The organism is Microbacterium sp. SCPM-O-B-15248 (M128), assembly GCF_058214835.1.
Map to the genome: position 1 here is coordinate 1 of NZ_JBYQLI010000011.1, position 14,442 is coordinate 14,442.

General features: G+C 69.3%; 13 protein-coding genes. 6 read left to right on the top strand and 7 right to left on the bottom strand.

Features of this window, described 5'->3' with window-relative positions:
• The 6 genes from AC3E6M_RS15705 to AC3E6M_RS15730 all read left to right on the top strand — a co-directional run.
• Window positions 1–1,513: rhamnan synthesis F family protein (locus tag AC3E6M_RS15705; RefSeq protein WP_490530476.1), on the top strand; the 1,513-nt coding region annotated here is incomplete at its 5' end.
• A gap of 22 nt (window positions 1,514–1,535) precedes the next feature.
• Window positions 1,536–2,453: an ABC transporter permease gene (locus AC3E6M_RS15710; RefSeq protein WP_138177522.1), complete on the top strand. Its 918-nt coding sequence runs from the start codon at window positions 1,536–1,538 to the stop codon at window positions 2,451–2,453.
• Window positions 2,453–3,661: an ABC transporter ATP-binding protein gene (locus AC3E6M_RS15715; RefSeq protein WP_171024373.1), complete on the top strand. Its 1,209-nt coding sequence runs from the start codon at window positions 2,453–2,455 to the stop codon at window positions 3,659–3,661. The genes AC3E6M_RS15710 and AC3E6M_RS15715 overlap by 1 nt, the downstream gene beginning before the upstream one ends.
• A gap of 58 nt (window positions 3,662–3,719) precedes the next feature.
• Entirely contained in the window at window positions 3,720–4,346 is a 627-nt protein-coding gene (locus AC3E6M_RS15720; RefSeq protein ID WP_490530478.1) for an acyltransferase, read from the top strand.
• The gene (locus AC3E6M_RS15725; RefSeq protein ID WP_490530479.1) at window positions 4,339–5,436 is read left to right on the top strand and encodes a DegT/DnrJ/EryC1/StrS family aminotransferase; all 1,098 of its coding nucleotides are present in this window, start codon (window positions 4,339–4,341) and stop codon (window positions 5,434–5,436) included. Before AC3E6M_RS15720 ends, AC3E6M_RS15725 begins: the two co-directional genes overlap by 8 nt.
• Window positions 5,433–6,437 (top strand): Gfo/Idh/MocA family protein, encoded by a 1,005-nt coding sequence (locus AC3E6M_RS15730; protein ID WP_138177518.1) that lies wholly within the window; start codon window positions 5,433–5,435, stop codon window positions 6,435–6,437. Before AC3E6M_RS15725 ends, AC3E6M_RS15730 begins: the two co-directional genes overlap by 4 nt.
• Before the next feature lie 48 nt (window positions 6,438–6,485).
• Here the strand turns inward: AC3E6M_RS15730 and AC3E6M_RS15735 are convergent, their stop codons facing one another.
• The 7 genes from AC3E6M_RS15735 to AC3E6M_RS15765 are packed head-to-tail and all read right to left on the bottom strand — an operon-like array spanning window position 6,486 to window position 14,424.
• A complete protein-coding gene (locus AC3E6M_RS15735) occupies window positions 6,486–7,448 on the bottom strand; it encodes a glycosyltransferase family 2 protein (RefSeq protein ID WP_138177516.1) in 963 nt (320 codons plus the stop codon).
• The gene (locus tag AC3E6M_RS15740; RefSeq protein WP_138177514.1) at window positions 7,441–7,881 is read right to left on the bottom strand and encodes a GtrA family protein; all 441 of its coding nucleotides are present in this window, start codon (window positions 7,879–7,881) and stop codon (window positions 7,441–7,443) included. Before AC3E6M_RS15740 ends, AC3E6M_RS15735 begins: the two co-directional genes overlap by 8 nt.
• A gap of 5 nt (window positions 7,882–7,886) precedes the next feature.
• A complete protein-coding gene (locus AC3E6M_RS15745) occupies window positions 7,887–10,145 on the bottom strand; it encodes a glycosyltransferase family protein (protein WP_490530480.1) in 2,259 nt (752 codons plus the stop codon).
• 43 nt (window positions 10,146–10,188) lie between these two features.
• Window positions 10,189–11,133: a UDP-glucuronic acid decarboxylase family protein gene (locus tag AC3E6M_RS15750; protein WP_212743535.1), complete on the bottom strand. Its 945-nt coding sequence runs from the start codon at window positions 11,131–11,133 to the stop codon at window positions 10,189–10,191.
• 42 nt (window positions 11,134–11,175) lie between these two features.
• Window positions 11,176–12,057, bottom strand: a complete 882-nt coding sequence (locus AC3E6M_RS15755; RefSeq protein ID WP_490530481.1) for a glycosyltransferase family 2 protein — start codon at window positions 12,055–12,057, stop codon at window positions 11,176–11,178.
• Between the two features lie 37 nt (window positions 12,058–12,094).
• Window positions 12,095–13,153: a glycosyltransferase family 4 protein gene (locus AC3E6M_RS15760; RefSeq protein ID WP_490530482.1), complete on the bottom strand. Its 1,059-nt coding sequence runs from the start codon at window positions 13,151–13,153 to the stop codon at window positions 12,095–12,097.
• Between the two features lie 44 nt (window positions 13,154–13,197).
• Window positions 13,198–14,424 carry a lipopolysaccharide biosynthesis protein gene (locus AC3E6M_RS15765; protein ID WP_490530483.1) on the bottom strand — a complete coding sequence of 409 codons (1,227 nt, stop codon included), beginning with the start codon at window positions 14,422–14,424 and terminating at the stop codon, window positions 13,198–13,200.
• Window positions 14,425–14,442: the final 18 nt, after the last annotated feature.

A 14,442-nucleotide genomic window follows, 5' to 3' on the forward strand; every position in this document is an offset into this window, starting at 1 on the left:
CGCCGAGGAGTGGCATCCGTTCACCGGCTCCGCCGGCGTGCCGCATCACCTGCAGTCGTTCTGGATCGCGGTGCGCCGTTCGATGTTCACCTCGGAGCGTTGGGCGCGGTACTGGCGCGACCTCCCCGAGATGAGCGAATACCGCGATGCCGTGCTCGCGCACGAGATCGTCTTCACTCCCGCGTTCCGCGAGGCCGGATTCGTCTGCAGCGTCGCCTTCGCTTCGGAGGTCTATGGGTCGGTCAACGCCTCGCTGCTCGCTCCCGAAGCGTTGATCGGCGACGGGTGCCCGACGCTCAAGCGCCGGGTGTTCTTCCACTCCCCGCCGTTCCTGGACCGCCACGCGGTGATCGGCCGGTGGGCGTTGGAGGCAGCGGCCGAGGGCGGCTATCCCACCCCGTTGGCATTGAGCAATCTCGCGCGCAATGTCGCTCCGAAGGTGCTCAACGCCGATGCCGGTCTGATGGACGTCATCGGTCCCGATCACTCACCGTACGATCCGGCCGCGCCGCTGCGTGTCGTCGTGATCGCCCATATCTTCTACGACGAGATGACGCCGGAGATCCTCGAGCGGGCCGACACGCTCCCGGTGCCCTACGACCTCGTGGTCACCACGCCCGACGCGGAGCGGGCCGAGCGGATCCGATCGCACATCGCCCGGCTTCCGGGACAACGGGGCGAGGTATCTGTACGCGTCGTGGAGTCCAACGACGGACGCGACCAGAGTGCCTTCCTCATCGGATGCCGCGACGTGTTGTCGCCCGGCCGCTACGACGTCGTCGTGAAGCTCCACAGCAAGAAGACACCGCAGGACGGTTACAACGTCGGAACGCATTTCCGCGAACAGCAGTTCCTCAACCTCCTGCACGACCGGGAGCACTCTTCGCGCGTGCTCGGTCTCTTCCAGCGCGAGGAGGGGCTCGGCCTGGCCTTCCCTCCGATGATTCACATCGGTTACCCGACGCTCGGTCGCGCGTGGTGGGCGAACAAACCCGGATTCGAGCGCCTCGCGGACGAGATGGGCATCCGCGTCCCGTTGGACGACGTCTCGCCGCTGGCTCCCTACGGCTCGATGTTCTTCGCCCGTCCTGCGGCTCTGCGCCTGCTGGTCGAGCGGGAGTGGCGCTATGCCGATTTCGGCGATAGGGAGGCGTACAAGGACGGCGGATTGGCGCATATCCTTGAACGCATGCCCTCCTACGCGGCGGGCGAGCTCGGATTCCATTCGCGAACGATCGTCGCACCCGACTACGCGGCGGTCAGCCACACGGCGTTGGATTTCAAGCTCGACGAGATGTCGGCGACGATTCCGGGCTATGCGCACGAGAAGATTGATCGCCTCCGTGACGCGGGATTCGTCGGTACCGGGTCAGGCGCCGACTTCCTGCGGATGTACATGCGGGTCAACCACATGGGCACGGTGCACCGCCTGCGCCGTCTGATGGATCCATCCCGGCGACCCGGGCGATGGATCCAGGCAGTGGTGCGGGTAGGACGACGTAAGAGGCGATGACGGGACGACAAGGATGACAGCGATGAGTGCAGAGACCGAGGCGAGGTTCGCCCGGATCTCCACCGAGCCGTACGCGGTCGTGGATCCGCGCGGTCGGCGTACGACGGGACGGTTCGGGAAGATCGGAGAGATCTACGCCCGCCGCGACCTGCTCAATCTGCTCGTGCGACGGGATCTGCAGGCGCGCTATCGCGACAGTTTCCTCGGATTCCTCTGGACGGTCATCCGTCCGCTGATCCAATTCCTGATGTACTTCATCGTCCTCGGGCAATTCCTCCGCGCTGCGGAGGGGATCGACAACTTCGCGGTCTACCTCTTCTCGGGACTGACCCTCTACGTGTTCTTCAACGACATGGTGTTCGGCGCCACGGGGTCCATCCTCCAAAACGGCGGCCTCGTCAAGAAGATCTACCTGCCGCGCGAGATCTTCCCGCTCGCCAGCATCGGCGGGGCCGGATTCATGTTCCTCGTGCAACTCGGGGTGCTGCTGGTGGCTGCGCTCATCTTCCGGGCTCTGCCGGAACCGGTCGAGATGCTGTGGTTCTTCCCCTCGGTGATCCTCATCACCATCTACGGTCTGGCCATCGGCCTCCTCCTGTCGGCGTTGAACGTCTACCTCCGAGACATCCAGTACCTCACCGAGGTCGTCCTCATGCTCGCGATGTGGGGCGCGCCGATCGTCTACTCCTGGAAGATGGTGCAGGACGTCATCACGCGGTTCTCCCTGCCGGAGTGGGTTCTCGAGGTCTATGCCGCGAACCCGTTGACCATCGCGGTCCTGGGATTCCATCGTGCGTTCTGGGGCGCAGGAACCCCCGAGGACTATCCGGCCAACCTCGCCCTGCGCATGCTGATCGCCGGTGCGATCGGTCTCGTGCTGCTGGTGATCTCGCACCGCGTGTTCACGCGGATGCAGGGCAACTTCGCTCAGGAGCTGTGATGACGGATATCGCAACGACCGCCCCCGACATCGTGCGCCTGAACGCGGTGTCGAAGCACTTCCGGGTGCGCCAGGACAACAGCCTCAAAGACCGCGTGGTGCACCTCGGCCGACTCGGCAAGTCGTTCCGCCGCGACTTCGTCGCCGTGGACGACGTGTCCCTGACTATCGAGGCGGGCACCACGGTGGGCCTTCTTGGGGCGAACGGTTCGGGCAAGAGCACTCTGCTCAAGCTGATCGGCGGCATCCTCTCGCCCTCGGTCGGCACGGTCGAGACCCGAGGGCGCATGGCGGCTCTCCTCGAACTCGGGGCGGGATTCCACCCCGACCTGAGCGGTCGCGAGAACGTCTACCTGAACGCGTCGATCCTCGGCATGACCAAGGACGAGATCGACCGTGAATTCGACGCGATCGTCGAATTCAGCGGGATCGGCGACTTCATCGACACGGCGGTGAAGTTCTACTCCTCCGGCATGTACGTTCGGTTGGCCTTCGCCGTCGCCATCCACACCGACCCCGACGTCCTCCTGGTCGACGAGGTCTTGGCGGTGGGCGACGAGACGTTCCAACGCAAGTGCATGGATCGCATCGCCGAGTTCCGTGCACAGGGGCGGACGATCATCCTCGTGAGCCATTCCGCTCAGCAGGTCGCGGAGCTGTGTGACCGCGGAATCGTGCTCAAGGACGGTGCGGTGGTGTTCGACGGCGAGACCCGCGAGGCGATCGGCGCGCTGCGCGATGTGCTCGAGGGTCGCCGCGTCGGCGAGGCGCCCCCCGAGCAGACTGTCCACCCCATCCAGGTCAAGCGCGTCGAGCTCCTCGCGGACGACGGAAGCCGGACCAAAGTCGTCCAGGAGGGTGACCCCCTGACGATCCGTGTGCACGTGGATTCGATGAAGCCTATCGAGCAATGGGAGTTGGGCTTCAGCATCGATACGCCCCTTGGACACATGGTGCTGGCCTCCAACACCGAGCTGCTCGAGCACCGCCTCGACCCGATCAGCGGACCGGTCAGCATCGATCTCCGGGTCGCCCAGGTGCACCTCGGCGCCGGACAGTACTACGTCAATGCCAACGCGGCCGGTGTGAGCGAGCCAAGCAGCCACGGGCTCGCGCAGGCGGCGCTGTTCACCGTCCAGACACGTCAGGACGTGACCGTCGGCACAGTCGCCGCGATGGTCACGATCGCCGACAGGGGACGAGACTGATCCCCGCCCCGGGGCGTCTCGCTGGAGCGAGGGGCCTCGCTCATTAGAGTGGTTTCCCGTGCCGATTGATTTCTCACGCGCCGCGCCGTCGCGTCCCGCCCGCATAGATCCGTCTGCCGACGTCAGCGGAGCCCGTATCGGCGACGGCTCCTCGGTCTGGCATCTCGCGCAGGTGCGCGAAGGCGCCACCATCGGTCGCGACTGCGTGATCGGTCGCGGCGTCTACGTCGGCCCCGGCGTCGAGGTCGGCGACGGATCCAAGATCCAGAACTACGCCCTCGTCTATGAACCGGCCCGGTTGGAGACCGGTGTGTTCGTCGGCCCGGCGGTGGTCTTCACCAACGACACGTACCCGCGCGCGGTGAATCCCGATGGGTCGCCGAAGTCCGCCTCGGACTGGACGCCGGTGGGAGTGACCGTCCGTCAGGGTGCCTCGATCGGCGCACGCGCGACCTGTGTCGCCCCGGTCGAGATCGGCCGCTGGGCGACCGTGGCGGCCGGCGCGGTGGTGACGAAGGACGTGCCCGATTTCGCACTCGTCGCGGGCGTGCCCGCGCGTCGCATCGGGTGGGTGGGCCCGGCGGGTCTGCCCCTCGAACAGGACGGCGACGGGTGGATCTGCCCGCAGACGGGCTCCCGATTCATCGAGACCGACGGAGCACTCAAGGAGGACACCGGTGCCTGATCTCATTCCCGCGGCCAAACCGCTCATCGGAGATGACGAGCGAGCCGCTGTCGACCGGGTGCTGCGCAGCGGCATGATCGCCCAGGGCCCCGAAGTGGCCGCTTTCGAACGCGAGTTCGCCGACCACTTCGTCGACGGCCGTGAGACGGTCGCGGTCAACTCGGGGACGTCCGGTCTGCACCTGGGCCTTCTCGCTGCGGGCATCGGGCCCGGCGACGAAGTCATCGTCCCCTCGTTCACGTTCGCCGCGACGGGGAACTCTGTCGCGCTCACCGGTGCGACGCCCGTCTTCGCCGACATCGATCCGGCCACCTTCGCCCTGGATGCCGCGAGCGTCGAGGCCGCGGTGACGCCCCGGACGCGCGCGATCATGCCGGTCCACCTGTACGGTCATCCCGCGGACATGGCATCCCTTCAGGCCGTCGCCGACCGCCACGGGCTTCTGATCTTCGAGGACGCCGCCCAGGCGCACGGCGCGCGCCTGCACGATCGTCCGGTCGGCACGTTCGGCGCCTTCGCGATGTTCTCGCTCTACCCGACGAAGAACATGACCAGCGGTGAGGGCGGAATGGTCACCGCGGGGCGCCCCGAGGTCGCACGTGCTCTGCGCCTGCTGCGCAACCAGGGCATGGAGCGCCAGTACGAGAACGAGGTCGTCGGCTTCAACGCCCGGATGACCGACCTGCACGCCGCGATCGGCCGTGTCCAGCTGACGAAGGTCGACGCCTGGACCGCGCAACGTCGTCGTAACGCCGCGTTCCTCGACGCCCACCTCACGGGCGTGGCCACCCCCGCCGTCGCCGAGGGCGCGCACCACGTGTACCACCAGTACACGATCCGCGTGGCGGATGACCGCGACGGCTTCGTCCGAGCACTCCGCGAGGAGCACCAGGTCGGCAGCGGGGTGTATTACCCCATCCCCAACCATCGTCTTCCGTCGCTGGCGCACTTCGCTCCCGGCCTCGACCTGCCCGAGACCGAGCGTGCCGCGCGCGAAGTCCTCTCGCTGCCCGTGCATCCCTCGCTGAGTCCCGTTGACCTCGAGCGCATCATCACCGCCGTGGCCACCGTCGCGGGAGCAGGCGCATGACCGCGCCCCTGCGCGCCGGCCTGCTCGGCCTCGGCATGATGGGACGCCATCACGCCCGGCTTCTGCGCGAGATCGACGGCATCCAGCTCGTCGCCGTGGCCGATCCCGCGGGCGATACCCACGGGGTCGCGGCGGGGATGGACGTCCTGCCCGACGTCGACGCGCTCGCGGCAGCGGGACTGGATATCGCGGTCGTGGCCGTGCCGACGCGCTTCCATGCATCGGCGGCGTCGACGCTGGCATCCGCGGGCATCCACGTGCTCGTCGAGAAGCCCATCGCCGACAGTTCGGCAGAGGGGGAGGCACTCGCCGACCTCTTCGAGGCCCGCGGCCTGGTGGGCGCGGTCGGTCACGTCGAGCGCTTCAACCCCGCGCTGCAGCAGCTCCGCGCGCGGCTCGCGGAGGGCGAGATCGGCGATGTCTATCAGATCGCCACGCGGCGCCAGAGCACCTTCCCCGCGCGTATCGGCGACGTGGGTGTGGCCAAGGACCTCGCCACCCACGACATCGATCTCACCGCCTGGGTGGCGCAGTCCTCGTACGATGCGGTCTCGGCCCAGACCGCGTTCAAGAGCGGGCGCTCGCACGAGGACATGATCACGATCGCGGGTCGCCTGTCGGACGGAGCCGTGGTCAACCACCTCATCAACTGGTTGAGCCCCATGAAAGAGCGGGTCACCGTCATCACGGGCGAGCGCGGCACGTTCATCGCCGACACCGCTACGGCCGACCTGACGCTGCACCGAAACGGTACCGCGGCGTTGGAGTGGGAGTCGGTGTCGACCTTCCGCGGCGTCTCCGAGGGAGACGTCACGCGTTTCGCCTTCGCCAAGCGCGAGCCGCTGCGCGCCGAACTCGAGGCCTTCCGAGACGCGGTCAACGGGCTGCCGACGACGCTGTCCACGATGCGCGAGGCCGTCCATGTGCTGCGCGTCGTCGAGGCTTCGCTGGAGTCGGCGTCACAGGGCGGACGACTCGTCCGGACCGCCGTCCACGCCTGAGCGCGACCCGCCGGGGGTCGGCCCCGCACACGCCGACGCCCGGTGGGCTCAGGATCCGTCGAACGGTGTGAACTCCGGCGTCGACGGGGTCGCCTGAATGTCGAGTTGCAGTGCGCTGATCAGCAATTGCGTCCCCAGCATGAGGGGGAGGGCCGCCAGCATGACGGTCGCGGCGGTGGCGATGGCTGAGCCGAGGATCTGGAAGAACAGCCAGATCGTCACGATCGCGCCGAAGCCGAGGAAGGCCAGGCCGAGGAAGAGCAGCAGTGCGATCGGCGAGAACGACCAGAGCACGTAGCGGTACCAGATCCGGTGCCAGAACCCCACGGTGAGGCGGTGCACGAGTTCGGGTACGACCTTGCTCAACCGGATGCTGGAGACCTCGTCGCCGTACACGGCGGGGATCGGCACGTCCACGGCGGAGATCTGCAGGATGTTGAGGTGGATCAGCAGGTCGTTCTCGAAGCTGTAACGCTTGGCGACGCGATCGAGGGGGACCCGTCGCAACGCGTCGGAACGAATGGCGGTGTACCCGTTCTGGGGATCGAACAGGTTCCAATACCCGGATGACAGCTTCGTGATGAACGACAGCGCGATGTTGCCGAACACCCGGTATCCCGGCATCCCGGTGAAGGACTCGGGCGAGTAGAACCGATTGGCCTTGGCGAAGCCGTATCCATCTTCGACCACGCGGTCCAGGAGTGCGGGCAGGTAGTCGGGATCCATCTGAGCATCGCCGGCCATGATGACATTCACATCGCTGCCCAGGTCGAGCGCGGCGCGGTGACCGGTGATGATGGCACCGCCGACCCCCTGGTTCACTTCGTGCCGGATGAGGGTGACGCGGGGGTCGCCGACGGCGCGGACGGCCGCACTGGTGTCGTCGGGGCTGTAGTCGTCGACGATCACGATGTGGTCGACGAAGGAAGGCATGGTTTCGATGACCTGCGCGATCATCTTCTCTTCCTTGTACGCGGGGACGACTGCCGCGATCGACGCGCCTTTATACATGCGAGGGGGTGCCTTTCGGTCGGGCGAAGACCCAGTAACGGTACGCGAAGTAATTGCCCACGGTGGTCACTGCCACGGCGATGACCTTGCCCACCATCCACGACCATCCGGCACCGTCGCTCAGAGCGACGATCCCCGTGGTCAGGAGGGTGTTGGCACCTACCAGAAGGGCGTAGCGGACGACACTGGGAGCTACCGCGTCGCTCGCGCGGAAGGCGAACAGGCGCTGCAGCGTGTAGGTGACCACGAAGCTCGCCAGGAACGCCGTCGGGGTCGCGATGCCCAGGGGGACGCCGGCGAGGTCGTGGAGGGCCCACAGCAATCCGAAATCGAACGCGAAGCTGAGCCCGCCCATGACGAGATAGCGGACGAGGCTGGACGACCAGAGGAGTCCGAGGCCGCGCGGACGCAGCGCGGGGGACTCGGAGGGCATGGATTCTATGATGCCAGTCCCCTCGCCGTCGCCCCGCCGCCTGGACCCCGTCCGCGCGCCGTGAGCGCCGCATCGAGGAGGGTCCGCGCGCGCGCGTCGAAAGAGTGGGCGGCGCGCACGCGCTCACCGATCCGCGCCAGCTGTTCGGCGGAGGGGAAGGTGGCGTCGAGGTCACCCGAGAGCATCGCGATCAGCTCGGGGATCTCGTCGTACGTGCGCACCGCACCCTCGAACAGTTCCGGGATGCCGTCGACGCGGTCGCTGATCGCGCGACCACCCGCGGCGACGACGTCGAACAGGCGGTTACCGATGAATCCGCGCTCCTGCATCGCGGGCCAATGGTCGTTGAGGACCACGCCCGCGCGCTCGTACAGCCCCGGCAGTGCGTCGTTCCCGACGCCCGTCGCCGCGATGCGTTCGGCGGGGATCCACCCGCGCCAGTCGGGGCCGATCACGGTGACCGGGATCCCGGCGCGGATGGGCTCCACCACCGAGGGCCGGAGGATGCCGCGGGCGGTGCCGACGAACAGGATGTCATGCGTGCGCGGTGCACCGGAGGGGTGGAACCGCGTGGAGTCCGTGCACTGCAGCAGCGCCGAGATCGGCACGCCGAGTTCGGCCGTAGCTCGGCGCGCCCACGGTGCGGAAGCGGCGAAGACGGCATCGAAACCGGCGACGTCCGCGGGACCGATCTGATCTGGATGGCTGATGATCCACAGCAGTGAAACGCCGTACGGGGACGCTTCGAGGGGCTCCGGTCCGCGCAACGCCACGGTGACGTCGTCGAGGTGGCGGGTCGCGCGGTCGCGCGCCGCGTAGGCGTCGATGACGACCTCCTGGCCCAGGCGCCGTAGTGCGGCGGCCAGGGCTCGCGCGAAGTGGGTGTCGCCCCATCCCTCGGCTCGCGGACCCACGGGGGCGGCGGTGCGCAGGGCCCACCGCAGGACGGGCACGCGGGAGCCGTCCGCGAGGACCGTCTCGCGGACGGGCCGGCGGACACGAGGGGAGGGCCCGGAATCGATGCGATCCCACCCGGCGCGCTGCAGCAGGGCTCCGGCGTCTTCGGCGATCGGCGGCAATTGCGCGGCAGCGACCTGTGACCGCGTCCGAGTGAACAGATCGAGGGACACGCATGCGCGCCCCTCTGCCGACGCCAAGGTCGCGGCATCCGGGCCACGCAGATCCGCGCGGAGGTCGTTACGGCGCGCGGCGAACGTGGAGCCCGCGAGGGCGGGCACCTCGCACGTCGGGCCGGAGTCGAGGAGTGCCGCGAGATCCTCCGCCGGGTGACCCGCGAGAAGACGCCCCTCGGCGGTGGCTCCGACCGCGGCGATCGTGCCGTCGCCGTCGAGCCACACCGGCGCGAGGAACGTCCCGGGGGCATCGCGTTCCACCCGGTCGGCCAAGACCGCGGCGTCGGCGGCGGTGAGCGTCTGATTCGGTCCCCGAATGATCAGGACCGTCGCGAGAGAGGTGCGACGCAGCTCGTCCAGCGCCGCGGACGGGTCGTCGTGCCGTCGCCGACTCACCCGGATGCGATCCGTCGAAGCCGCAGCGATGCGCGCGAGCGTCCAGTCCTCCGCGCGGCCGTCCAGGACGGCGATCGCCGCTCCCTGCCCCGGGACCGCGGCGAAGGCGACGGCCTCGGCGATCGACTCGTCGAAGTCCCACTCTTCGGGGCCCAGCGCGATGAGGAGCTCGCGATCCAGAGGGACCGTGCCCGCCGGTGCGGGGACCTCGCCACCGACTCGTGCGCGGTGCGCGGCATCCGCGATGACGTCGTTCAAGACGTCCCAGGGAGCCGGGGACGGGGCCGCGTCAGGGCCGAATGGGAGAGAGTCGCGCCGGCGTCGGTGCCACGCGTGGGCCACGGGGCCACCGGGGACGTCCCACGCGTCAGGGTGCCGTTCGCCGTAGGCGACCGCGTCCCACAGGGGGCTCACCTGCAGCCCCCGTGGATCGGCGATGACGTACGCGTACAGGGCCGGGACGCGCCAAGCCTCGGGGAGGTGATCGCCCACCGCGGAGTCCACGAAGAGCGGGTTCAGTCGGAAGCCGTTTCGGTATCCGCCGCCGACGTAGCGTCGGATCGCCGCGCGCGCCGTGAGATCACGGCCGGTCTGCGCCCCCACATAGTCGAGATCGACGAGGTCGGCCCGCTCGATGGCGCGCGCCCACCACAGCCGGTCGAACCCGGCCACGAATGGGCGGAAAGCGCGCCGATCGCGCGCCGACCGCCACAGCGAACGCAGGGACTGCAGCATCAGGGGCCTCCGATGGGGCGCAACGGGTGCGCGGGCGGCACGCTCAGGCGGTGGCGAGAACTCCGCGGAAGTACTCGATCGTGCGCTCCAGGCCCGGGCGTAGCGCCACCGTCGGCTCCCACCCGAGCTCGCGGCGGGCGAGATCGATGTTGGGCTGGCGCTGCTTGGGGTCGTCCTGGGGGAGCGGGCGGTGCTCGATGGTGGACGAGCTGCCCGTGATCTCGAGGACGGCGTTGGCCAGCTCGAGCATCGTGAACTCGCCCGGGTTTCCGACGTTGATGGGGCCGGTCACCTCGTGGCCCGTGTTCATGAGGCGCACCATGCCGTCGACGAGGTCGTCGACGAAGCAGAAGGAGCGTGTCTGGGATCCGTCGCCGTAGATGGTGATCGGCTCGCCGCGGAGCGCCTGCACGATGAAGTTCGACACCACGCGTCCGTCGTTGGGGTGCATGCGCGGGCCGTACGTGTTGAAGATGCGGATGACCTTGATCGCCAGGTCGTGCTGACGGCGGTAGTCGAAGAACAGCGTCTCGGCGGCGCGCTTGCCCTCGTCGTAGCAGGACCGGGTGCCGATGGGGTTGACGTTGCCCCAGTAGTCCTCGGTCTGCGGGTGGACGGCGGGGTCGCCGTAGACCTCGGAGGTCGAGGCCTGCAGGATCGGCACGCGCAAGCGCTTGGCGAGCCCCAGCATGTTGATCGCGCCCATGACGCTCGTCTTGGTGGTCTGCACCGGGTCGTGCTGGTAGTGCACGGGGGAGGCGGGGCACGCGAGGTTGTAGATCTGATCGACCTCGACGTAGAGCGGGAACGTCACGTCGTGGCGCATCAGCTCGAAGCGCGGGTTCGCGAAGAGGTGCTCGACGTTGCGGCGCGACCCGGTGAAGAAGTTGTCGACGCAGATGACCTCGTGGCCCTCGTCGAGCAGACGCTCGGAAAGATGGGACCCGATGAAGCCGGCACCGCCGGTGATCAGAACTCTCGAAGACACTTCCGTAGCCTACCAGCGGCGCTCCGTCCGCCCCGCGGAGCCTCAGCGCGTCGTGGACACCATCCGTGCCTGACCGAGGGTGCGCCCGAGCGCGCCCTCCAGGCGGCCGAGGAACATCGGCCAGCCGTCGGCGAGGGTGATCGGCTTCGGGTTCCGCACGCCGTAGAGCAGGCCTGCACCGGTGAACGCCGCACGCCACCACAGCGGGTATCCGTGGACGGCGAACGCCCGGCCGGTCCCGCGCCCGTAGGCGCGCAGCTTCCGCCGGCGTTCGGCATCCGACAGTCCGAAGCCGGTGGAGATCCCGTCGACGTGGACATCGGCGGGGAGCCAGCGGAACTCGCGCAGCAGGCGCGGCTCGTGGGCCATCGCGCGCAGCAGCAGATCGGTGCCCTCGGCGACCTGCCAGGGGGTCGCGGAGCCGGGGCCGAGGTCCTCGTCGAAGGCCCCCACGGCGTCGAACAGCGAGCGGCGCATCAGGATGCCCATCTCGATGACGGCCCACACGTTGTACTTGTCGAGGGGTGTGCCGGGGGCGGGAAGCGTCGTCTTCGGACCGCGTTCGTCCCACGACGTGAACCCGCCGGCGAGGAACGCGGGGTCGTCGACGGCGGCGTGCAGGGCATCGACGGTGCCGGGCGGGTAGGTGGTGTTGTCGTTGGGGAACGTCACGACGGCGTCGCCCGCTGGGAGCGCGGCCACACCGGTGTTGCGGCCCAGAGAGGCCCCGCGACCCGACGTCGTGGCGGTCACCGGGACACCGCGCCCGGAGAACTCGGCCGCGAGGGCCGCGACGTCGTCCTGGGCGCCCTGCGCGACGAGGACGACGTGGTCGCCGCCGCGGAGCTGACCCTCGAGCGAGGTGAGGAGGGCGCGGAGGGGGTCGAGGCGCCCCAGGGTCGTCACGACGAAGCCGATGTTCACCCCTCGATTGTGCCCCGCCGACCCCGGCGGCGGGGAATCAGCCCACGCGGGCGTCGATCAGGGCGCTCCACCGCTCCGCGGCCCGGCGCCACGTGAAGTCCTCCGCGTTGGCGAGGCTCCGGCGCGACAGGTCGGCGCGCAGCGACGGGTCGCGGGCGATCTCGCTGAACAGGGCGGCGAGGGCCGCGGCATCCGTCGCCGGGAAGTACCGGGCGGAATCACCGAGGATCTCACGGTTGATCGGGATGTCGGATGCCAGAACCGGGGTACCGAGCCGCTGGGCTTCGAGGGGCGGGAGACCGAACCCCTCGTGCAGCGAGGGCCAGACGAAGGCCGCCGCGCGCGAGAACGCCTCGGCGAGCTCGTCGTCGCTTACGCGGCCGAGCCAGTGGATGCGGCCGGGAGCGATCCCCCTCGCGGCGGCGTGGGGCTCGAGCGCGGGGTCGAGGTCGCCGACGTAGGCCACCTCGATGCCGGAATCGGCGGGGAGGAGGGCGAGGGCGTCGATCGCGGCCCGGGCGTTCTTCGCGGCGCCGTGGCGACCGAACGTCACGAGCATCGTGCGGTCGGCGGGGGCGGGGGAGAGGGACGGGAGGGGCAGGGTGTCCGCTCCCAGCGGGATGGCGGTGATGCTGTCGGCATCCATCCGGAAATGCGCGGCGATCTCGCTCCGCGACGTCCGGCTGACGGTGACCATCTGCTGGCCGCGGCGGCGCATGCCGAGGCGAACCGCCAGGTGCCACTGCACGCGGAACAGGAAGGAGAAGTCCTGCGGGCGGATCGCGGGGGCGATATCGTGCAGGATCGTGATCTGGTTCGCGTAGGTCATCGGGGCGATGTTGGCGAAGTTCAGCAGCACGGGAGAGCCGTTCCGCCGCAGCCAGCGGGGGAGGTCGATCTGCTCCCACACCGCGCCCGCCGCCCGACCGACGACCTCGAACGGGACACCCTCGGGCACCTCGTCGACCGCGGCGGGGGGAACGACGAGGATGATGTCAGACCGCTCGTCCGCGAGGTGACGGCTCAGCTCCACGGCGACGCGATGTACGCCGCCGAAGGAGTCCAGCAGAAATCGTCCGTTGATGGCGACCTTCACGGGGCCTTCCTTTCTGCGACGGTCGAGCACGCGGCGCGGCGACGTCATACCGGGGCCTCGCTGGGGGCGTGCCGCAGGTCGCGCAGCACGCGGAAGCAGCGGCGGGCGAGGAGGAGAGTGGCGGCGCCCTCGGTGAAGGCGTAGCCGAGGGCGGCCCCGAGCGGTCCCCACACCAGGGCGAGACCGATCATGAGGGGGATGCCGAGGGCGGTGGCGATGAGGGTCGCGCGCATCACGGCGCCGGCCTGACCGGCCGGGAAGAGCACCAGGCGGGCGACGGCGGTCCGCACCGAGAAGAAGAAGAACACCAGGCCCATCACCAGCAGGATGTCAAACGGGGCGGGAGCGGCGGGGAGGAACGTGCTCGTCAGCCACGGCCCGACCAGGGCGAGTCCCGCCCACCCGATCAGGCCGGCGCCCGCCGCGAGAACCAGCGCGACGCCCATCCGGCGTCCTCGGTGCGCGCCGTGCGCCTCGCCGATCCAGGCCTGCAGAGCGTTGGCGAGGGTCATCGGGATGAACTGCCCGAGCTTGAGCATCTTGTCGGCCGTGGCGTAGCCGCCGGCGGCCGATGCCGAGGCGGTGACGTTCACGACGGGCGCGGGGACGCTGGAGTACCCGCTGAGCCCGGCGTCGTTGAGCGCGACCGAGAGGTTCGAGCGCAGCAGCGCGGGGATGTCCCGGGGACGCGGCCACGGACCCGGATGCCGGCGCAGCAGGCGCATCGTGAACAAGCCGGTCCCGATGAGGGTCACGGCGATTCCCGCGAGCGGGTACAGCACCACCACGCCGGTCATCAGGACGAGCCCCGCCGCGGCGAGGTTGGCGATGAGGCGGGGGGCGGCGTCGAAGATCACGATCGTCTTCGGATCCCCGACGCCCGCGCAGAACCACGTGAACGAGAGGGCGATGAGGGCGCCCTGGGCGCCCATGAGGACCGTGAGCCACTCGGACCCCGGCGAGGCGATGAACCAGCAGATCACCCCGAGCGCGGGCAGGGCGATGATCGAGATCATCAGGCGCACCGCGATGGACTCGCGGTAGAGGCGCGCGCGCTCGTCGTCGTCCGCGGCGATCGAGATCAGGGCCGGACCGATCGTGGCCCACCCCCATCCGATCGCGATGGCGGCGAAGGTCCCGATGCTCTCGCCGGCGATGGCGCTGGCCCATCCGCTCGCCCCGGCGATCTGGACGACGGCGGGCAGGGCGATCAACGGGGAGAGCGCGGCGATCGCGGGAACGAGGAGGAATCCGAGCAGGCGTCGCTTCATCGACGGACCTTGGAGCGG